This is a genomic window from Roseobacter sp. EG26 (assembly GCF_049830555.1).
GTDB lineage: Bacteria > Pseudomonadota > Alphaproteobacteria > Rhodobacterales > Rhodobacteraceae > Roseobacter.
In genome coordinates, this window is sequence record NZ_JBNBLH010000012.1 from 75,294 (window position 1) to 94,071 (window position 18,778).

Sequence of the window (18,778 nt, forward strand, 5' to 3'; positions counted from 1 at the left end):
ATCAGCCCGCCGTACCCGGCGGCTCTCGCGCCATCTCCGGGTTCAGCTTCCAGACACCGGCGTTCAGGGCAGACGCGATACTCACCCAGATCAGATAGGGCACGAACAACAACCCCGCCACGGCATCCAGCTGCCACATCGCCAGAAGGCAACTCAACACAGCGAACCAGAGGAGTCCCACGACGCCCATACCCAAGCGTATGTTCTTGAGGCCAAAGAATACCGGGGTCCAGAGCCCGTTCAAGGCAATCTGCAGCGACCAGAATGCCAGAGCGACGCCACTGCCTTCCAGAAGAGCCACTCGCGCGCCCGCGACGGACATGCAAACGTAAAGCGTGATCCAGGTAACAGGGAAGACCCAGTCAGGCGGCGTGAACCAGGGTTTGTTGAGCCCGCGATACCACGCACCGGGTGGGAACAACCCACCGGTAGCGCCTGCCCCGAGGCAAGCAGCAAAGAAAATGCAGAAAAGAAGCCAGAACATGGCGTCACGTTACCCCAGCGGATCGTCCCGTCAACTGTGCACGTTGTTCAAGGCGGCGTTGTTCCAGCGTTGCCAGTACCGAAATCAGGGCGTCACTGCGCGAGGAGGCTGGTCGCCCAAGCGCTGTGGCATCAACCAGAAACTGAACTTCCTCCAACGGACGCGCGTAAAGAACGGAGGACCGCGGCATCATCAGGCTTGCGCCGCTGAGCAGCAGCGATTGCCCGAGCCACCCGATCTTCTGCGCCTTGCTGGTGCGTGCGCGCGCCGATATCGAATCGTAGCCCATTGCTGTGAGCTGGCCACCGATACCCGCATAAATGAACCGCGCCGCGTAAATTCCCGGACGGCACCCCCTTGGTAAGGCACCCACACCAGCCTCGGAGCGCATGTACAGGCGGTTGGCCTCCATCACGAGACGTTTGACCATTCTGCGTATGGCTTTCGTGGGCTTGGGGTCTTGCAGGAAGGTTTCAGGATCAATGCCCGCCTCTTTCAGCCAATCCAGCGGCAGATAAATGCGGCGCTCAAGAGCGTCTTCTCCCACATCGCGGGCGATATTCGTCAACTGCATGGCGACGCCCAGATCGCAGGCCCGCGCCAGCGCATGCGCATCCCGTACCCCCATCAGCACGCACATCATCGCCCCCACGGCGGAGGCCACACGGGCAGAATAATCCTTGACCCCGGACAAGGTCCTGTAACGTCGCTCTGCCGCATCCCATGCCAGACCTTCGAGCAAGGCATCGGGCAAGGCGCGCGGCATCTCGAAATCCTCGACAATGGCGGCAAAGGCGCGGTCCGGGGCTGCATCTTTCGGGCGGCCCGCATAGACCGCATCCAGCCGGTCGCGCAGCCGCAGAACCGCTTCGACCTTTTCGGCCTTCAGATCGACCTCATCATCGGCCAGACGACAAAACGCATAAAGCGCCAATGCCGGATCCCGCACCTTGGCGGGCAGCAGTCTGGAGGCTGCGTGGAAAGACAAGGATCCATGGCGGATGGCCTCCCGGCAATGTTCCAGATCATGTGGCGCAATCATTCGACAACCTCCGCATCGGGGATCAATGTGCTCAGGACTTCAGCCGTAGAAATGACACCAGGCACACCTGCGCCGGGATGCGTACCCGCCCCCACAAGGTAAAGCCCGTCGACCTCTTCCGAGATATTATGTGGGCGGAACCACGCGCTTTGCAGAATGCGTGGCTCGATGGAAAATCCAGCACCAAGCGGGCTGAGGTATCGGTCGCGGAATGTCTCGGGTGTGAAAACGACCTCGGTGCTGATCTTGTCGCCCAGACCGGGCAATAGCTGCTCTTCGAGCATTGCCAGCATCTTGGCCTTGTAACGTGGTTCTTCGTCCGCCCAGTCGACACCGTTGTCATGCCCCAGATGCGGCACCGGGCTGAGCACATAGAAGGTGTCATCACCCTCCGGCGCAACGGAGGGGTCGGTGACAGAGGGGCGATGCACATAAAGGCTCATGTCGTCGCAGAGTTTTCCCTTGATGAAGATATCGCGCAAAAGCCCGGTGTAGCGCGGCCCGTTCAGAATTGTGTGGTGACCCACATCGGGCCACTGATGCGCTGTGCCCTTGGTGCCGAAATACCAGACAAACAGGCTCATGGAATACCGCGTGCGCGCCAGTTTCTTCGGCGTCCAGCGGCGTTTTTTGTGATTGCGCAAAAGCGTATTGTAGGTATGACCGGAATCAGCGTTGGACACGACGATATCTGCCCCCATTTCGATGCCGGAGCCCAGACGCACGCCTGTGACCGCGCCGTCGCGCACGACGATCTCATCCACCTGTGTTTCCATCAGCAGTGAGCCGCCCTGATCCTCGATCACATTACCCATGGCGCGCGCCATACCGGCCAATCCGCCCATGGCGTAATGCACCCCGAATTCCTTTTCGAGATAGGCGACGAGAATATACATCGAGGTCACATGCAAAGGGTCTCCGCCAATGAAGAGCGGATGAAAACTCAGCGCCATGCGCAGTTTTTCGTTTTTGACCCGGCTGGCGGCATGCGCGTAGACCGATCTGTCGGCTCTGAGCCGGGCGAAGGTGGGCAGCACTTTGATCAGTTCCCAAAGCTGATGCATGGACCGGCGCCCGAGGTCTTCAAACCCAAACCAGTACCGCTTGGCGCTGTCATTGAGGAACCTGTCGAAACCCGCCAGATCGCTGGGCGACAGTTTCGCGACTTCGGCACGCAGTTTGTCGGTATCCTGCTGGGCCACAAATCTGGTGCCGTCGGGCCATCTGATTTCATAAAACGGATCAAGTGCCTTGAGGGTCACGTCATCGTCGAAATTACGCCCGCAAGCGCTCCAAAGCGCACGGTAGAGCTGTGGCACCGTCACAATTGTCGGGCCAAGGTCAAAGCGGTGACCCTCCTGCCAGAGCGCTGAGCCGCGCCCGCCTGGGACATCGAGCTTGTCAATCACCGTGACCCGGTAGCCTTTGGCCCCCAGACGCATGGCCGCCGCCAGCCCTCCGAGTCCGGCACCAATCACGATCGCCCGGTGACGTCGTCCGTCTCGGGCGTCTGCAGAGTCGATGGGATCTACACGTGTCATCTCACCAACACCGTAAATGTGTCTAGTTAAGTTTACAATTGTCTTCTTCCCATCGGCGCATTTGCGTGTCAGACTAAATTGACAACTGGGGAGTTTCACAGCGCGCAATGACCGGCACGCCCATTGTATCACTGAGCTTTTTCCGCTTTGCCCGCCCGGCGGCACGCCTTTGGGCATTTGCGATGATGGGCATGGCTCGGACAGCATTGCCCAAAGTGCCTGGAATCGATTTCTGGAAACTTTGCGGGTCCGGCACCGGCGAAGGCTTCACCCCGATCCCCAACACCTCCGTCTACGCGATCCTTGCCAGTTGGCCGGATGAACAGACCGCACGCACGCAAACCGCCCAAGCCGAGATTTTCGATCGTTACCGGCGCAAAGCCACCGAAGACTGGACAGTATATCTGGAAACCGCCTCTGCCCGGGGGCAATGGTCAGGCGTGGCACCTTTCCAGAGCACGCACCGGGCATCCGGCGGGCCCCTGGCCGCCTTGACACGCGCGACGATCAAACCGTCCGTTGCCCTGAAATTCTGGCGACGCGTTCCGGACATCAGCCGCATGATCGGGTCTGATCAGAACGTCGCATTCAAGATCGGCATTGGCGAGGTTCCTCTGCTGCACCAGATTACGTTTTCGATCTGGCCAGATGCTGCGGCGATGGCGGAATTTGCCCGCAGCAACGGACCACATGCCGCCGCCATTCGCGCCGTGCGCGAGGGCAACTGGTTTTCCGAAGAACTTTACGCCCGTTTCGCCATACTTGGTGACGCGGGTACATGGGATGGAAAAAGCCCGCTCGACGCACTGGAATACGCTCTATGAAGACCCCCTTCCCTTTCTCCGCAATTGTCGGACAGACGGCCATGAAACAGGCGATGATCCTGACGGCAGTGGACCCGGGCATCGGCGGCGTTCTGGTTTTTGGTGACAGAGGCACGGGCAAATCAACGGCGGTGCGGGCGTTGGCGGCCCTCTTGCCCCCCATTCGCGTGGTGGAAACCTGCCCGGTCAATTCACCCAAATCCGCTGAATGCCCCGACTGGGCGGAACTGGGTTCCAAAAAACTCGTCACACGCCCCACGCCCGTCATTGATTTGCCGCTGGGGGCCACCGAAGACAGAGTGGTGGGTGCGCTGGACATCGAACGCGCGCTGACACGCGGGGAAAAGGCGTTTGAACCCGGCCTTCTGGCGCGTGCAAACCGCGGCTATCTCTACATCGACGAGGTCAATCTGCTGGAAGATCACATCGTCGATCTGTTGCTCGATGTCGCCCAATCGGGCGAGAACGTGGTTGAACGGGAGGGCCTGTCCATCCGTCATCCGGCGCGCTTTGTGCTCGTTGGGTCCGGCAACCCCGAGGAAGGCGAACTACGTCCTCAGTTACTTGATCGCTTCGGTCTGTCGGTCGAGGTCCGATCCCCCGATGAGATCGGCGAAAGGGTTGAGGTTATTCGGCGCCGGGATGCTTTTGAGTCCGATCACGCCGCGTTCATGGAGACACACAGCGCCGAAGACGCAAAAATCCGCGATACAATTCTCAAGGCGCGCAAACGACTGCCTAGAATCGTAACGCCCGACGGCATTCTGGAAGATTGTGCCGCGATTTGCATCGCACTGGGCTCTGACGGGCTGCGCGGCGAACTGACCCTGTTGCGGACGGCCCGCGCATTGGCCGCCTATCAAGGAAAACGCAAACTCAACCGGGACCACCTGCGCGAAATCGCGCCCTCGGCCTTATCGCACCGGCTACGCCGCGACCCCCTTGATGAAGCAGGGTCGGGCACGCGCATTGGGCGCGTCGTGGAGGAGGTGCTTGGGTGACCCCTCAAACCGAAAGCTGGAACCTCGCGGCGCTCGGATTGGGCTTGTTGTCCTTCGCACCTGGCTACCTTGGAGGCGCCATTGTCCGAATGCGCGCAAGCCCCCAACGGGACGAGGTGCTGTGTGCTCTGGAACCCCTAAACACCCAACGAATATATCCCAACATCTCTGACGAGCATCTGTTTGGGGGGTTGGATCTTGCAGCAACGCTGAAATCCGGTCATATCATTGATTTTAAAGGGTTATTTGACAATCACTTCATTGCAACCCTGTCCATGGCGGAAAGATGCAGTACCGAACTGGCGGCCAAACTAGGGCATCAACTGGACCTTGACGCGGGTCATTGCATCATCGCCCTTGATGAGGGCGCAGAGGAGGAGGAGGCCACCCCCCCTGCCCTTACAGAACGCTTGCCATTCAATATCTCTCCAATTGGAAAGATGCCCGCCGGATGGCGACCTGTCCCCGCAGGGACGGCTTTTGTTGATCCGCAATCCGTCCGTTGTTCCATTGATGATCTGAACACGGTGACGGCTTTGGCGTCGCAGTTCGGGATCGACAGCATGCGAGCGCCCCTTCTTGCGCTTCGCGTCGCGCGGGCACATGCGGCCTTCATCGGGCACAAAAAACTGGATCAGCGGGATATCGAAGTCGCCGTCAGCCTCGTTTACCCGCAACGCGCCACTCAAATTCCCAGCGACGTGGAACCAGACACAACACCTGCTCCCGAGCCCGAAACCGGCGCGGAACCGAACGCTGATACGTCCCGTGACATACCCGAAGGCGACATGCTGGTTGACGCTGTCAGGGCACTATTGCCGCCGCATGTCCTCGCAGGCCTTGTCCCCACGGGGACAGCACGAAGATCGACCGGTCAGGGCGCGGGTCAAAAACGCAAGGGAAACAGACGAGGGCGCCCCCTGCCCTCGCGCCCCGGACGTCTTGACGGACGCAATCGCATCGACCTCGTAGCCACGCTCAGAGCCGCAGCACCTTGGCAACCAATCCGCCGGAAACAGAATGCACTGACCTCGAAGTTGCTGATCCGACCGTCCGACATACGCCTGAAACGCTATCAGGAGCAATCCGACCGTCTCCTCATCTTTGCGGTCGACGCGTCGGGCTCCGCGGCTGTTTCACGACTAAACGAAGCAAAAGGAGCCATCGAATTGCTCCTTGCCCAAGCTTACGCGGATCGCGATCATGTAGCCCTGATTTCGTTTCGGGGTCTGGATGCTGAAATCCTGTTGCCGCCCACGCGATCTCTTGTACAGACCAAGCGCCGCCTTGCCAACCTTCCTGGCGGCGGCGGCACGCCACTGGCCACTGGCCTGCAACAAGCATTACTCCTTGCCCTGCAAAGTCGCGGCAAGGGTTTGACACCCACTATGATCGCATTGACCGACGGGCGCGCCAACATCGCGCTAGATGGCAGCGCTGATCGCGCCCGTGCTTCCGCCGATGCCGGAAAAGTCGCACAAATGATCCGATCCCATGGCATCAGCAGCCTCGTGATCGACATGTCCGCGCGCCCGCAATCGGGGCTGGAAGCGCTGGCACTCGAATGTGACGGTTCGTACCTTGCCTTGCCCCGCGCTGACGCACAGACCCTCACAGGAGCTGTAAGCGTCGCTCTGGGCGTCTGAACGCCATGCGCTGGCCACCTCCCCCAGAATGGCCCCATGCCGAATTGTCCCGCCGCGTAATGTCGCCGCCACATAGGTGGCACATACAACAGAGGGGGAAAGGGCCGCTTGTGCTCCTGTTACATGGTGCAGGCGGCAGCACACATAGTTTCCGGTCTCTCATTCCCCATTTGGCAAAGCGCTTCGAGGTCATCGCAATCGACTTGCCCGGACAGGGTTTCACCAAGCTCGGCGCGCGGCACCGATGCGGGCTGGATGCCATGTCGGCCGACATTGAATCCCTGTGTGTGCATGAGGGCTGGTCGCCTGATTCCATCATCGGTCACTCCGCCGGGGGCGCCATCGCCCTCAATCTGTCAAAGACCCTGATGTCCCCGCGGGGACATCCGCCACGCATCGTCGGGATCAACCCAGCCCTGGATACATTTGACGGCATCGCCGGACTTATGTTCCCCGCGATGGCCAAGCTTCTGGCAGCTATTCCATTCACGGCTACAGCATTCTCGGTCGCTGCTGCGCGCACCCGGCGAATTGAGACACTAATTGGCAGTACAGGCTCTAAACTGGACGAGCAGGGTATTGATTTCTATCGACAGCTTGTAGCAGATCGAGATCACGTCGACGCCACGTTGCTCATGATGGCGCAATGGTCGCTTGATCACCTGATCGGTAGTCTACCCGCCATGCTTGCCGAGACCCTTTTCATTACCGGGGATCAGGACGGCACGGTCCCGCCGGCGGTCGCACGCGGGGCCGCCGGTCGAATACCGAATGCCAGGTTGGTGGAGCTGGGTGGCAAAGGTCACTTGGTACATGAAGAAGTACCGGACATCGTTGCAGATCACATTCTGCGCTTCCTGTCAGATTAGCCCTTCAACCGATCCAGAAAAGCCCGTGCCGCGGCTTCGAGCTTGCGTGGTTCAATCGCCCCGAAATCATGATCCAGAACAACCTCGAATTTACCGGCAGACGCGGTGCATTTTGCCACCCCTTCAGGTCGGTTCAACTTGATGGTTGTCTTTGCAGAGGCTCTTGAACTGCCTGGTTTGGTTGTTTTCGGCTTCTTCTGGCCACCGGTCACAGCACTGCGCAAAAGCGATAGCTCAAGGGCGGCATCCCGGCTCGGTTGGCTGTTCAAAACGGCCCTGACCTGCCCAGCGAAACGGGGGTTCTCCTCCAGCAATTTGACAAGACTTAGACCGGTAGCGCGCGGGATCACTTCAGGAAACTTCAGGTTATCGCCCAATACCTTCAACAGATGCGCAAAATGACGAATATAACTGCGCTTCTGACGGCCAGCCGAGGCATAAAGTGCCTCGATCGCCGCGGCGACCGACTGTCCACTTCGAACGCCATAAGACATCGCAAGCTGGGCCATCTCGGCAAAGGAGATATCGCGCCGCACCAGATTTTCATCGACCATGCGACGGTAAAGATGATCAAGCTGCGCGCCCTTTGCCTGAAGCGTTGCCGGAATGCTTTTGAACCGGGCATCGCCAGTCTGTTTGGCCAACTCTCGATAGGCGCTCAATCGCCGGAACCCCTGTATCAACTCATACCCGCCAGAAACTTCCTCGACATGGATCGGATTGGACAGACCAACGGCCAGAATGGAAGCCTTCAACTCCTCCAGATCGGCATCCCGGTCTGCCGACCGGTCACGCACCAATTTGGTCATCTGAATCTCGTCAAGCGGCACCAATCCGACGATCTGGCCATTCTTTTTCAGAGCGACATATTCATGGGCAAGCCGGTCGTTCTCAGCCCTGATTTCGGCTTCCGTCGTTTGACGCACACCCAAAGCTTCTGCATTTTCCGAAATGGCTGCCGCCATAGGGCCGCGACGGGCAGGGGGTTCGTTCACTGTCCCCGCAGGGACAGTGGCCTCATCAAAGTCGATATCAAAGACGCGTCGCTTGCTCATGCCTCATCCTCCAGCTGGTCCCAGGCCGCGCAGAGATGGGTGCGGAATTCTCCATAGGCCTGATCAAAACTCGCCCTTGCCCGGCGCCAGGTTTCGCGCGTCATGTCGCGGTAATCGATCTCGTATATGGACGATAAAAACCGCCCGGATTGCTCAACCGCGCGGGTCATTTCGATGGGGTGCTCCGTCACCCTATCGCCAAACACCTTCACAAAGGCCTGTTGCATCGCCCGATGCAAATCGTTGTTCGGCTCGAACCGTGTCAGCAGGAAACGCAGGTCCAGAAACACCTTGGGCAGGTTCATTGTCCCCGCGGGGACAAGCCCGTTAAAACGGCTGAGGTCTTCCAATGCTTCCGCCAGCTGCCCAATGAAAGAGGTCGTGGAATCGTATTCCCAATAGCCAGGCCCGGAGGGGATGTAGAGCATATCAGCTGCAAAGACCGCGTTCATGGACTGATAGCCGATCGCAGGCGGGCAATCGAAGAGGATCAGGTCGTAGGCATCATTGGGCAATTGATCCAGAAAACGCGACACAGCAGCAAAGAAGGACCATTCGGGATTAAGATGACGGTACTGAGCGGAGGCAAATTCGACAAAGGCCGCATTCGCACAGGAGGGCACGATGTCGATGGTCGGCCAGTTCGTCGGCTTGATGAAATCGGCCGCGCGCAGATCGGCGAGCCCCATGTCAGCGATACTGCTGGGCAGGCGGCGCTGGGGCAGGGCGGTTCCACTCTCAGCACCTTGGGACGCCCTGTTCATCCGCTCGGTTTCAGCCGCCAGATCACGCGCCATGATACCCCAGACGGTATATTCCTCCGCCACATCGGAAAGCCCCATGGAGTGGCTGAGCGTTGCTTGCGGATCAAAGTCGACACATAGCACCCGGTAGCCATCAAGCGCTGCCGCATGGGCAAAGTGAAGCGCCACGGTAGACTTTCCCGCACCCCCTTTGAAATTGGCGATCGCGGCCCGCATCGCCCGCTTGCCTGCCGGTCGATACGGCATCAACGACCGGCGGTTCACCTTCAACCGACGGCGCATCTCGTTGATCTCCTCCAACGAATACCAGTGCTGGCGCCCGTCTGCCTCAACCGTTCCCTGGGGCAGGGTAGGGTCCGCCGCAAGCCGCCCGCGCATCGTCGATTGATTTACCTTGAAGATCAGTTCGGCCACTTCCCAGCTGGAAAAACGCCGCAGGGTCTTTTCATTCTGCGGGCTATAGGTTTGCTGGCGGATAAACCCCTGCATTTTGAGAGATTGCGCCTGAAGCTTAGCAAGATCGGAATGCGTGAACATATGTGCCTGTCATTTACGATGTCCCCGCAGGGACGCTAATTCTTGTTTTTTTCAGATTTACGCGGATTTGGCACAAAATGCAAAAGAGAATATGGTGAACGCGCGATTAACTGCCGCGAGCGGTTTGACCAGGCTTCACAAGCGGAAGCAAAAGAAAAACCTGATTCGCCGAACCATCAACAGGTGGGACTACAGATTGGAAGGTTTTCGAAATATTGGGGGACAGTTTCTGCACACCACATCCTATTGGGTGACAAAACAACGCTATTGGGGGACATATAAGTCGTCCCCCAATACCTTTATACCGATATTTCTTTTCGATATATGATCTTTGCCGCCGATCAGATTCACTCAACGCTTGACAGAATCGGAACTTCGGACGCAAATCAGGGAACGGAATGGATTAGCGGCGGGTTTTGCGGGCTAACCATCACAAGAGGCTGATTGATCAGCCCGTATTTGAGGCAGGCGCAGCTTTTAAAAGCGCGCATCTTACAGAATGAAGGCAGGGCCATGTATTCCACGAAACCAGTGGGTCGCGGAGCTTCTGCGCGTAAATATGATTTGCTGACAGCACTTGGCGCATTTGCGCTGGCGTTGGGCAAACATGATCAACGCAGGGCACTTCGGCTGATTACCTTGATTACCGCGCGTTACAACTGGGCCCGCGACGAGCTTGCTGTGGGACAACGCGAAATTGCGCGTCTGTGGTCGGTGGATGAACGTACAGTAAAACGTGAGATGGCTCTTTTTAGGGCCAAGGGCTGGCTTGTGGTCAAACGTCAGGGCGCGCGCGGGCGAGTGACCCAATATGGGTTGGGTATTGATCAGCTGTTGAGCGATACGGAAGCTGCCTGGGAGTATGTGGGCAGCGATTTCGAGTTGCGTATGGGCAAGGAGGTTCTGCCAGAAAAAGTTGTGCCTTTGCCTGTCCGCGGCAAGGTTGCAGTGCCCGATGTGTCAAGTGGTACGGAGTGGGCTCTCTCCAAAGCTCTGTTGCACGCAGAGGACATGGCCAGCTACTCCAGTTGGATCGCGTCTTTGGAGCGTGCCGAGAGGGCAGGGGGGCGTTTGACCCTCCGAGCACCGTCGAGATTTCATGCGGCATATGTTCAGACACATCTGGAAGGTCGCCTGCTGAAAGCCTGTCAGGAGATAGATGCCGATGTTGCCGAAATCCGCATCGTCGTTTGATTGATGGCATCAAACGCGGCCGAAGAGAAATCAGTTTGAAACAATCGAAACTTTGAACTGCCCGGCGCGACATCCGATTGAAACGCCAGCCCTACAATTTCGAGCTCAACGTCAGGTGCTTGCCTGAGGTTTTGTTTGAAATTGGAAAGGCTTGAACGATGACCAATAATTTTGATGGAAAGTTCATTTTTGCACGCGGCGCTGAGGATTTGGCTGGTGCGGAGCGCACCACGCGCATGCAAATCCCGAAATCTCGGACCATTCCGGGACGCATAATCTCAACCGCTGCATTTCTTGGGTTGGTGTTCGTTGTTGGCGCCTGTTCGATGCCGCAGATAAGCGGGAATGCCGGAGCTACGGATCACCCGATGAACGATTTTAGCGTGCCGCTGTTGATCAGTTACTAGACGGCGCGACCGTTGACGGGAGGCTACAAAAAACGCCGCCGCCCGGGCGAGGGGCGGCGGCCTTGGTCAGATTTCTGATGTATCAGCTTTGCGGGCCGACCGAAGCAAGGTAGGCGGCAACATCTTCGCCTCCCTTCTTGAGTTTGAAGGACATCCGCGATTTTGCCTTTGGATCATCCAGCGTGGTTTTGAGGAATTCGCGTGGGTCAGCGACATATTCGGCAAGGTTCGCTTCGTCCCAAACCAGCCCGGCTTCACCCGCCGCCACGATATCTTTGCCGTATTTGAAATCCGCAGTGCCGGCGGTCCGTCCGATCACCCCATAGAGGTTCGGGCCGGTTTTCCCGCCTTTGACAACAACCGTGCCATCATCTGCAACGATCATGTGGCAGGATTTACACTTGTTGAATGTTTTTTCGCCAGCTTCGGCATCTCCGGTGGAATGTCCGTCCGCAAACGCAGGGGCGGCGAAGCTGAGTGCAAGGATGGCTGCAAAGGTACGTGTCATCGTTATCTCCTAAGTTGCTTGAGACACAACGTAGGAGATAACAGCGAGAGTCAACAGTCACATTGCCGCGATATCAGGCAACTGCGTGGGAAATTGCGCATTGTTTCCAAAGGTCTTTGAGCGCGTTCACAAGATGTTCGATATCTTCCGCGCTATGCAGCGGGGAAGGGGTGAAACGCAGACGCTCCGTGCCTTTGGGAACTGTCGGATAGTTGATGGGTTGGACATAGATTCCGTACTGCTGCATCAGATAATCCGCGATCATCCGGCATTTGACCGGATCCTTAATCATCACAGGGATGATGTGGCTGGGGTTCTTCAGATGTGGGATACCTTCCATGTCCAGCCGCTTGCGCAGGTATGCGACGCGTTCGCGTTGCATTTTGCGTTCCGTGCTGGAATTTTTGAGATGCTGAATTGACGTTTGCGCCGCGGCGGCCACGGCAGGGGGCAGAGCGGTCGTAAAGATGAATCCGGAGGCGAAGGAGCGGATAAAGTCGCAAAGGGCCTCAGAGCCCGTAATATAGCCGCCTACGACGCCGTAAGCCTTGCCCAACGTGCCTTCGATCAAGGTGATGCGGTCTGCCAGCCCCTCACGTTCTGAAATGCCACCACCGCGCGGGCCATAGAGCCCCACCGCGTGCACCTCGTCCAGATATGTCATGGCGTTGTGCTTTTCGGCCACCTCTACGATCTCTTTCATCGGGCAAATATCGCCGTCCATCGAATAGACGCTTTCAAAAGCCACGATCTTGGGGGCATTGGCGGGTAGGGCGGAGAGTTTGCGGTCGAGATCTTCGGGGTCATTGTGCCGCCACAGCACCTTGTTGGCGCGGGAATGGCGGATGCCTTCGATCATCGAGGCGTGGTTCAGCTCATCGCTGAGGATCACACAGTCAGGGATGCGCGCGCCCAGTGTGCTCAGCGCGGCCCAGTTGGAGACATAACCCGAAGTAAAGAGCAGCGCCTGCTCCTTGCCGTGCAGGTCGGCCAGTTCCGCCTCCAGCAGCTTGTGATTGTGATTGGTCCCGGAGATATTGCGCGTGCCACCCGCACCCGCACCACAATTGTCGATCGCATCCTTCATGGACTGGATCACCGCCGGGTGCTGGCCCATCCCCAGATAATCGTTCGAACACCACACGGTCACCTGATCAGGGCTGTCGTCATCATGGCATCTGGCGGTAGGAAAAGCCCCTGCCTTACGCTCCAGTTCCGCAAATATCCGGTAGTTTCCGTCGTCCTTCAGCGCGTCGAGCTGTGCCTGGAACAGTGCATCAAAGTCCATGATGTCCCCCTTGGTGGTGTGTCGATTCTTGGGTGGGTTTGGGCGTCGGAAGCATCCAGCGCCAGAGTTTTTCGTCCGGGATCGGCAGAACCATCATCCAGTGTTCCAGCAGGGCCAGAACGGTGATGGCGGTCAGCAGGGAAAACCCTGCCGCCGTGCCGGGTGTTTGCGCGGCGTAGAGCCGCTCCAGCCAGCAGGCGGCGGCAAAGGACAGTGCGGTGATCGATACCGGAAAGAGCCAGTTCAACTGGCGGTGCCGGAAATGGCTGGGCAAATGCGCCAGTGTTGAGGGCAGAAAATCAATGTTGATCTTGGGAACCCCCAGAAACAGGTTCAGCTTGGCCGAAATGCGGGCGAAAAAGAGCACCGCGAAGGTCCATGTGGCGAATTTATTGCTGGCAGCCAGGTTCCAGTCGATCAGAAACATGGCGATCAGCGTCGCGACCAGCAGCATCTCGTGATAGGCCAGCGTGCCCCAGGCGCGAATGAACCGCTCCCATTCCGGTACGTTTTCCGGCAGGGGATTTCGGTTCGGGCCGGTGATGACGCCCGACAGAAACGCAAGCTCGACCCAGCCCCAGATCGCCAGCGCCGACAAAAACCCGACATAGGCCCCGAAGGCGGAGGTGTCGTGCAAAGTTGCCCAGAAAGCCGAGACCCCTGCGCCCAGAAAGGGTAGGCCCAGAAGGACCGCGCGTTTGCGGGCGCGGGATCCATCCCGGTCGGAGGATTTCACCACCCACAGGATCGCCCCGGTGGAAAACCACCAGACAAAAAGGGCGAAAAGCGCGGGGGTCCAGAAGCTCATTAGTAGGCGGGCTCCAGTCTTGTGGAAGCAGGCACCTGATGCTTCTTGGCCGGGATCGTGATCAGCGAGACAAAGGCGCTGACGGCCCGGACCTGCGCTCCGATCTTGGCAAAGAAACGGCCCTCTTCGGCCGCCCTGGCCAGATCGGCATTGGCCTTTTGCATTTTCTCCAACCCGCTTTGCCAACGCGGATGGTCAATATCGAGCGTGATCGGGAAGATCTGTTCGCTGAGCTTGGAGGTTTTGGTGAAGACCTCATGGGCATACCAGTCGGGATCAACCCCAAGCGCGTCATGGAAGGCCGGGCGCTGGTGGTCGCGCACATACATCGTGGAATAAACTGCCGTGAGGAAGAATTTGATCCAGTAGACGTTCATGCCCTGGGTCAGTTTCGGGTCGGTCTTCATCAGCAGGGCAAAGGCTTCGCCGTGGCTGAATTCATCATTGCACCACTCCTGAAACCACTTGAAAATCGGGTGAAAGCGGTGCTCGGGGTGTTTCTCCAGATGCCGGAAGATGGTGATGTAGCGCGCATAGCCGATCTTCTCGGAAAGATAGGTGGCGTAATAAATGAACTTGGGCCGGAAGTAGGTATATTTCTTCTTCTGCGTCAGAAACCCGAGGTTCACCGCCACGCCCGCTTCGCGCAGGGCATCATTGATGAACCCGGCATGCCGCGCCTCATCCCGTGCCATCAGCTGGAAAAGCTGGGTGATGTCCTTGTTGTTGCCGCGGCGTTTCATTTCCTTGTACAACACGCAGCCCGAAAACTCGGCGGTGCAGGAAGAGATCAGGAAATCGATGAATTCCTTCTTCAGGCCGGGCTCCATCCCGTCCCAATCCACATGGTCCCAGTCTTCGTTTTTCTTGAAGTGGCCCTTGTTGGGGTCAGCGACCATCTGGGCGATCAGCTTGTCCCAGTCTTCGCGCACCGGGGAGACGTCAATCGCGTCCATCTCATCAAAATCGGTGGTATAGAAGCGCGGTGTCAGCAGAGTGTTCTGCATGGCGACTTCGGTGGCGGATGTGCTGTCGAGAACGGATTGCGCCTCCTGAACCTTCAGGCTCTCTTCGGCGTCGGTGATCTCGGAGGTGTGTTTGATCGGAGCATTCATAGCGTGACCTCCTCGGAGAAGGAAAATTCACACAGCTCCATGACCTCGAATTCACCCGTCAGGCGGGTCCAGAGTTGTTCAAGCTTGCTGGCGCGGATGATCGTAGCCTCGCGGTCCTCGGAGACAATCTCACCAAAGGGGGCCATGATCTCCTCGCCATGCACTTTCACTTCGTCGCCCGGATAGATGACAGCGCCGTTGTTGAACCGCACATGCGCGTGCAGGCTCTCGAACTTGTGGCTGATTTCAACGGTGCAGGGCGCACGCTCAAATTCTTTCGTCAGTAGTCCCATGAGTGGCTTCCTCCTTGGGTCAGGGTTGGTCCAGCAGCCTGGCGAAGGTGCGGGTGTTGGATGCGCCGAAACCCATAAGCTCGGCTGACCATCCGGTGGCGGGGTCGAAAAGCGACAGGCGGTTGCCTGCGCGCAATTGCAGTAAAACGGGGACGGTGGGGGCGATCCCGACCTTGGCGCGTTCGCGGGCAATCACCCGCTCGACACCGGCAACAAAACCGCCTTTGTCGGCGGCAAAATCGGCGATGACGACACCGTGCACATCCAGCACCCGCGCGGCACCGGAGGCGTCACCGGTCAGCACGATGGCCCGTTCTGCGATGATGTCGGCAATGGGGGGCGTGCTTTCCAGCGGCCGTCCGGTGAAGGTGGCGTAGCTGACAATGAGCAGCACTGAGGCCACCAGCCCAAACATCACCCGCACGAGGATACGGGGCACCAGATCGTCCGGCTTGGCATGGATGCGGGGCTGTGTTTGCGTTGTCATGATCTCACTCCGCCGCCACGGCGTTTTGCGGGGCCACCCGGACGATTTGCGGCATGGAAATGCGCGCTTCGGCGGCCTCCGCCAGAAGGGCCGCGACTTTTTCGGCTTGCGGAATGCAGCGCAGGGCGGGTTGGGTGTGCTTGATATGCCAGGGGCGCACATGCGGCCAGCAGACAAGGTAGCTCAGCCGGGTGTCCCCCATGGTTTCCAGCGCGATGGTGCCGGTGCCGCGTTTGCGTAAATCCAGCATGGCGTTGCTGACCTGTGTGTAAGGCAGGTTGAGCGTGATGGTCAGCGCCGCCCCGATGCGCATGACCACGCGCGCATCCGTGACGGTATACATCGTCGCGCGCGCCTGAACGTAGGCCACCAGCGTCAGCAATCCGCAGACCAGCAGACCCAGCATAACGAAGGGCACAGCCGATCCGATGGCCTGACCCAGCGGCAGCAGATCAACTACAGAGATGAAGCGCCAGACCGCAAGCAGGATGAAATACCCCGCGACCCATTTGAGACTGAGCGCTTCGATGCTGAGCGCCCACCAATCGGGGCGGCCCTGCCAGAGGATTTCCTCTCCCTTGGGAGGTTCCGCAGGCAGCCCCTCAACGGGCTCGATTTCGAAGTCATCGTGATGAGACATGGCGAGTATCTCCTTGGGCGTTTCAGTATCGGGTCCGGGGCGATGGGCCGCCCCGAATGGGTTTCACAGGATCAAAGCTTCGGTTCCGCGCGGTTGCCGGCGAACAATTTGCCGCCACCGTAGTATCCGGAGATTTTATCCTCTTCGAGCAGCGTCACCTGACGGGGGCTGGCGATTTTCGGGATCGTGGCAAAATGCTTGCCGTAAAGCGCATGAACGTTCACGCGGTCCGATTTGATCTTGGCAAAGGTGATGGGCATCAGGCGCGTGCCCGACCCCCATTTATTGTCCAGTTCCATCTCAAGATAGCGGACAAGCTGTTCGGGCTCATCCAGCCACATGTCGGTGATCTTGCCCACAATCTCGCCGTCGCCCGCCATGACGGGCAACCCGCGCGGGTCCCGCCCTGCGGCCACATGGAACCCTTCGGCACCCGACATCGGCACGATCTTGGGGTGCCCGTGACCGTCCAGTTCGGGGGCGTCGCGGCGCGGCGCCCAACTGGCCGGGCCAACGCCGTCCAGCATCGGATCGCCCGTAGGCTCCAGCGGATAGCCATTGCCGGGACCGACCCGCTTCAACGCGATATCTTCCCGCTCGGGCGTCTGACCGCTTGGCACGGTCACTTCACCACGCCCATGGGGCAGTTTGAACGTCTTGTCTTCGGGCAGCGGCCACATGCTGGGATTGGAGGATTTGTTGCCTTCGTCGTCTTCCAGCGGATAGCCTTCACGCATGTTTTCACGCTGGATGTAGATGATCAGGATCGCAAAGAAGGCGTAAAAGAGCCACAGCGACAGGCTCGCCAGATCAAATTCGCCAAAGAATGTTCCAGTCATGTTGTTTCCTCCTGAAACGGGGTCATGTGGGGAAATCGGCCAGGCCCAATGGCTGCCTGCCGCGTTCCGTCGGTGTGAGGGAGCCACTTTGGCGCACGAGCGGTCCCAGGATTACGAGCGTGGCGAATAAGAGGCCAATCTCAGTGTGGTAAACGAAGGAATATCCGGTTGCGGGGCTGTTGAGGGCCTCGCCCATATGGCCAGAGGTGGCCGCATGGTCGATCCAGTCCCGCAGGCCGCCACCCAGAGCGATGGAAAGACCCGCCGCCGTGGCCTGCGCTGCGCCCCAGGCGCCCAGTGCAAGCCCGCGTCCGGCGGTTCCTTTTGCGGGCATGCTCATCGCGGCCGTGAGTGTCGCCACGGCGAATAGGCCACCGCCAAAGCCGATCAGGCCGGCACCGGCGAAAAACAGGACATTCGAATTCATCGGGGCCGCGAAAATCACCACGGAAAACGCCCAGATGCCGGCAACAACGCCGCCGCCTGCGAGGCGGTAGGCGTTTGATCCTTTGGAAAGCTGTCGCCCGGCGAGGGCAAACCCGATCAGCGCGCCCGCGGCCCAAAGTGCGGTCAGCAGCGTTGTTGCCGAGACCGAAAGCCCCAGAATCTCACCGCCGTAAGGTTCCAGAAGCACGTCCTGCATGTTGAAGGCCATGGTGCCGACAAAGACACAGGCCAGCAAACGACCCGCCTGACCCCCTGCCATGAAATCCTGCCAGGCATCTGCGAAGGCAGGGCGCGGGGTGTCGCGTTCGGCGCGGCTCATGGGACGTACATGTTCTTGTTTCCAAAGGGCAATTAACGTCAGGGCAACGCCCACGACGGCTGCCCCCTGCACCACACGGATCAGTTTCAGCGGGGTGAAGTCGGTCAGCAACGCGCCCATGATCAACGCCGAAATGCCCATGCCGACCAGAAACATGACATAGAGCAGGGCCACAACGCGCGGGCGGGTTTCTTCGGTGGCTCTGTCAGAGGCCAGTGCCAGCCCGGCGGTTTGGGTCATGTGCAGGCCCAGCCCCGTCATCAGGAACGCAAGACCCGCCAGCACTTCACCGGCAAAGGGAATGTCATGCACCACATCACCGCCCAGCACCAGCAGCGCGAAGGGCATGATGGCCAGCCCGCCGAATTGCCACAGCGATCCAAACCAGAGGTATGGAATACGCTTCCAGCCAATCGCGGATTTATAGGTGTCGGACCGGAAGCCCAGCAGAGCGCGGAAGGGGGCGATCAGAACCGGCAGCGCGATCATCAGCGCCACAATCATCGCCGGAACGCTCAACTCCACGATCATCACCCGGTTCAGCGTACCCAGTAGCAGCACCGAGGCCATGCCGACAGAAACCTGAAAGAGCGACAACCGCAGCAATTGCCCCATGGGCAAATCGGCGCTGGCCGCATCCGCAAAGGGCATCGCCTTGAGCGACAGGCTT

General features: G+C 58.9%; 20 protein-coding genes. 6 read left to right on the plus strand and 14 right to left on the minus strand.

Features of this window, described 5'->3' with window-relative positions; genetic code table 11:
- Position 1: 1 nt before the first annotated feature.
- The 3 genes from tspO to ACOTTU_RS20870 are packed head-to-tail and all read right to left on the minus strand — an operon-like array spanning position 2 to position 3,067.
- Complete coding sequence (gene tspO, locus ACOTTU_RS20860; protein WP_425660804.1) at positions 2-484, minus strand: tryptophan-rich sensory protein TspO; 483 nt, start codon at positions 482-484, stop codon at positions 2-4.
- 4 nt (positions 485-488) lie between these two features.
- Positions 489-1,526 carry a 15-cis-phytoene synthase gene (gene crtB, locus ACOTTU_RS20865; RefSeq protein WP_425660806.1) on the minus strand — a complete coding sequence of 346 codons (1,038 nt, stop codon included), beginning with the start codon at positions 1,524-1,526 and terminating at the stop codon, positions 489-491.
- Positions 1,523-3,067: a phytoene desaturase gene (locus ACOTTU_RS20870; protein WP_425660808.1), complete on the minus strand. Its 1,545-nt coding sequence runs from the start codon at positions 3,065-3,067 to the stop codon at positions 1,523-1,525. Before ACOTTU_RS20870 ends, crtB begins: the two co-directional genes overlap by 4 nt.
- 107 nt (positions 3,068-3,174) lie before the next feature.
- Between ACOTTU_RS20870 and crtA the strand changes: the two genes are divergently transcribed.
- Genes crtA through bchO form a run of 4 tightly spaced genes read left to right on the plus strand, consistent with a single transcriptional unit; the run spans position 3,175 to position 7,407 of the window.
- Positions 3,175-3,891, plus strand: coding sequence for a spheroidene monooxygenase (gene crtA / locus ACOTTU_RS20875; protein ID WP_425660810.1), 717 nt, complete (start codon positions 3,175-3,177; stop codon positions 3,889-3,891).
- Positions 3,888-4,892: a magnesium chelatase ATPase subunit I gene (gene bchI / locus ACOTTU_RS20880; protein ID WP_425660812.1), complete on the plus strand. Its 1,005-nt coding sequence runs from the start codon at positions 3,888-3,890 to the stop codon at positions 4,890-4,892. Before crtA ends, bchI begins: the two co-directional genes overlap by 4 nt.
- On the plus strand, positions 4,889-6,538 hold the full coding sequence (locus ACOTTU_RS20885) for a magnesium chelatase subunit D (protein WP_425660814.1): 1,650 nt from the start codon (positions 4,889-4,891) through the stop codon (positions 6,536-6,538). The genes bchI and ACOTTU_RS20885 overlap by 4 nt, the downstream gene beginning before the upstream one ends.
- Before the next feature lie 5 nt (positions 6,539-6,543).
- Positions 6,544-7,407, plus strand: coding sequence for an alpha/beta fold hydrolase BchO (gene bchO / locus ACOTTU_RS20890; protein ID WP_425660816.1), 864 nt, complete (start codon positions 6,544-6,546; stop codon positions 7,405-7,407).
- Here the strand turns inward: bchO and ACOTTU_RS20895 are convergent.
- Together ACOTTU_RS20895 and ACOTTU_RS20900 are read right to left on the minus strand one after the other, a co-directional pair.
- A complete protein-coding gene (locus tag ACOTTU_RS20895; RefSeq protein ID WP_425660818.1) occupies positions 7,404-8,462 on the minus strand; it encodes a ParB/RepB/Spo0J family partition protein in 1,059 nt (352 codons plus the stop codon). The genes bchO and ACOTTU_RS20895 overlap by 4 nt on opposite strands.
- Positions 8,459-9,763 carry an AAA family ATPase gene (locus ACOTTU_RS20900; RefSeq protein WP_298921906.1) on the minus strand — a complete coding sequence of 435 codons (1,305 nt, stop codon included), beginning with the start codon at positions 9,761-9,763 and terminating at the stop codon, positions 8,459-8,461. The genes ACOTTU_RS20895 and ACOTTU_RS20900 overlap by 4 nt, the downstream gene beginning before the upstream one ends.
- A 513-nt stretch (positions 9,764-10,276) precedes the next feature.
- On the opposite strand from ACOTTU_RS20900, the gene ACOTTU_RS20905 reads away from it, so the two are divergent.
- Positions 10,277-10,957, plus strand: a complete 681-nt coding sequence (locus tag ACOTTU_RS20905; protein ID WP_425660820.1) for a DnaA N-terminal domain-containing protein — start codon at positions 10,277-10,279, stop codon at positions 10,955-10,957.
- Positions 10,958-11,115: 158 nt separating this feature from the next.
- Complete coding sequence (locus tag ACOTTU_RS20910; protein WP_425660822.1) at positions 11,116-11,364, plus strand: hypothetical protein; 249 nt, start codon at positions 11,116-11,118, stop codon at positions 11,362-11,364.
- An 82-nt stretch (positions 11,365-11,446) separates the two neighbouring features.
- Here the strand turns inward: ACOTTU_RS20910 and ACOTTU_RS20915 are convergent, their stop codons facing one another.
- From ACOTTU_RS20915 to ACOTTU_RS20955, 9 genes are all read right to left on the minus strand, one after another.
- Positions 11,447-11,872: a c-type cytochrome gene (locus ACOTTU_RS20915; RefSeq protein ID WP_298921902.1), complete on the minus strand. Its 426-nt coding sequence runs from the start codon at positions 11,870-11,872 to the stop codon at positions 11,447-11,449.
- Positions 11,873-11,945: 73 nt separating this feature from the next.
- On the minus strand, positions 11,946-13,160 hold the full coding sequence (gene hemA / locus ACOTTU_RS20920; protein ID WP_425660825.1) for a 5-aminolevulinate synthase: 1,215 nt from the start codon (positions 13,158-13,160) through the stop codon (positions 11,946-11,948).
- Positions 13,150-13,968, minus strand: a complete 819-nt coding sequence (gene puhE / locus ACOTTU_RS20925) for a putative photosynthetic complex assembly protein PuhE (protein WP_425660827.1) — start codon at positions 13,966-13,968, stop codon at positions 13,150-13,152. The genes hemA and puhE overlap by 11 nt, the downstream gene beginning before the upstream one ends.
- Positions 13,968-15,083: a magnesium-protoporphyrin IX monomethyl ester (oxidative) cyclase gene (acsF, locus tag ACOTTU_RS20930; protein WP_425660829.1), complete on the minus strand. Its 1,116-nt coding sequence runs from the start codon at positions 15,081-15,083 to the stop codon at positions 13,968-13,970. Before acsF ends, puhE begins: the two co-directional genes overlap by 1 nt.
- Positions 15,080-15,376, minus strand: a complete 297-nt coding sequence (locus ACOTTU_RS20935; RefSeq protein WP_425660831.1) for a hypothetical protein — start codon at positions 15,374-15,376, stop codon at positions 15,080-15,082. The genes acsF and ACOTTU_RS20935 overlap by 4 nt, the downstream gene beginning before the upstream one ends.
- Positions 15,377-15,395: 19 nt before the next feature.
- Positions 15,396-15,863, minus strand: coding sequence for a photosynthetic complex assembly protein PuhC (gene puhC / locus ACOTTU_RS20940; RefSeq protein ID WP_425660833.1), 468 nt, complete (start codon positions 15,861-15,863; stop codon positions 15,396-15,398).
- 4 nt (positions 15,864-15,867) lie between these two features.
- Positions 15,868-16,503, minus strand: a complete 636-nt coding sequence (gene puhB, locus ACOTTU_RS20945; protein ID WP_425660835.1) for a photosynthetic complex putative assembly protein PuhB — start codon at positions 16,501-16,503, stop codon at positions 15,868-15,870.
- A gap of 71 nt (positions 16,504-16,574) precedes the next feature.
- On the minus strand, positions 16,575-17,342 hold the full coding sequence (gene puhA, locus ACOTTU_RS20950) for a photosynthetic reaction center subunit H (protein WP_425660837.1): 768 nt from the start codon (positions 17,340-17,342) through the stop codon (positions 16,575-16,577).
- Positions 17,343-17,364: 22 nt separating this feature from the next.
- Complete coding sequence (locus ACOTTU_RS20955) at positions 17,365-18,759, minus strand: PucC family protein (RefSeq protein ID WP_425660868.1); 1,395 nt, start codon at positions 18,757-18,759, stop codon at positions 17,365-17,367.
- Between the last annotated feature and the right edge of the window lie 19 nt (positions 18,760-18,778).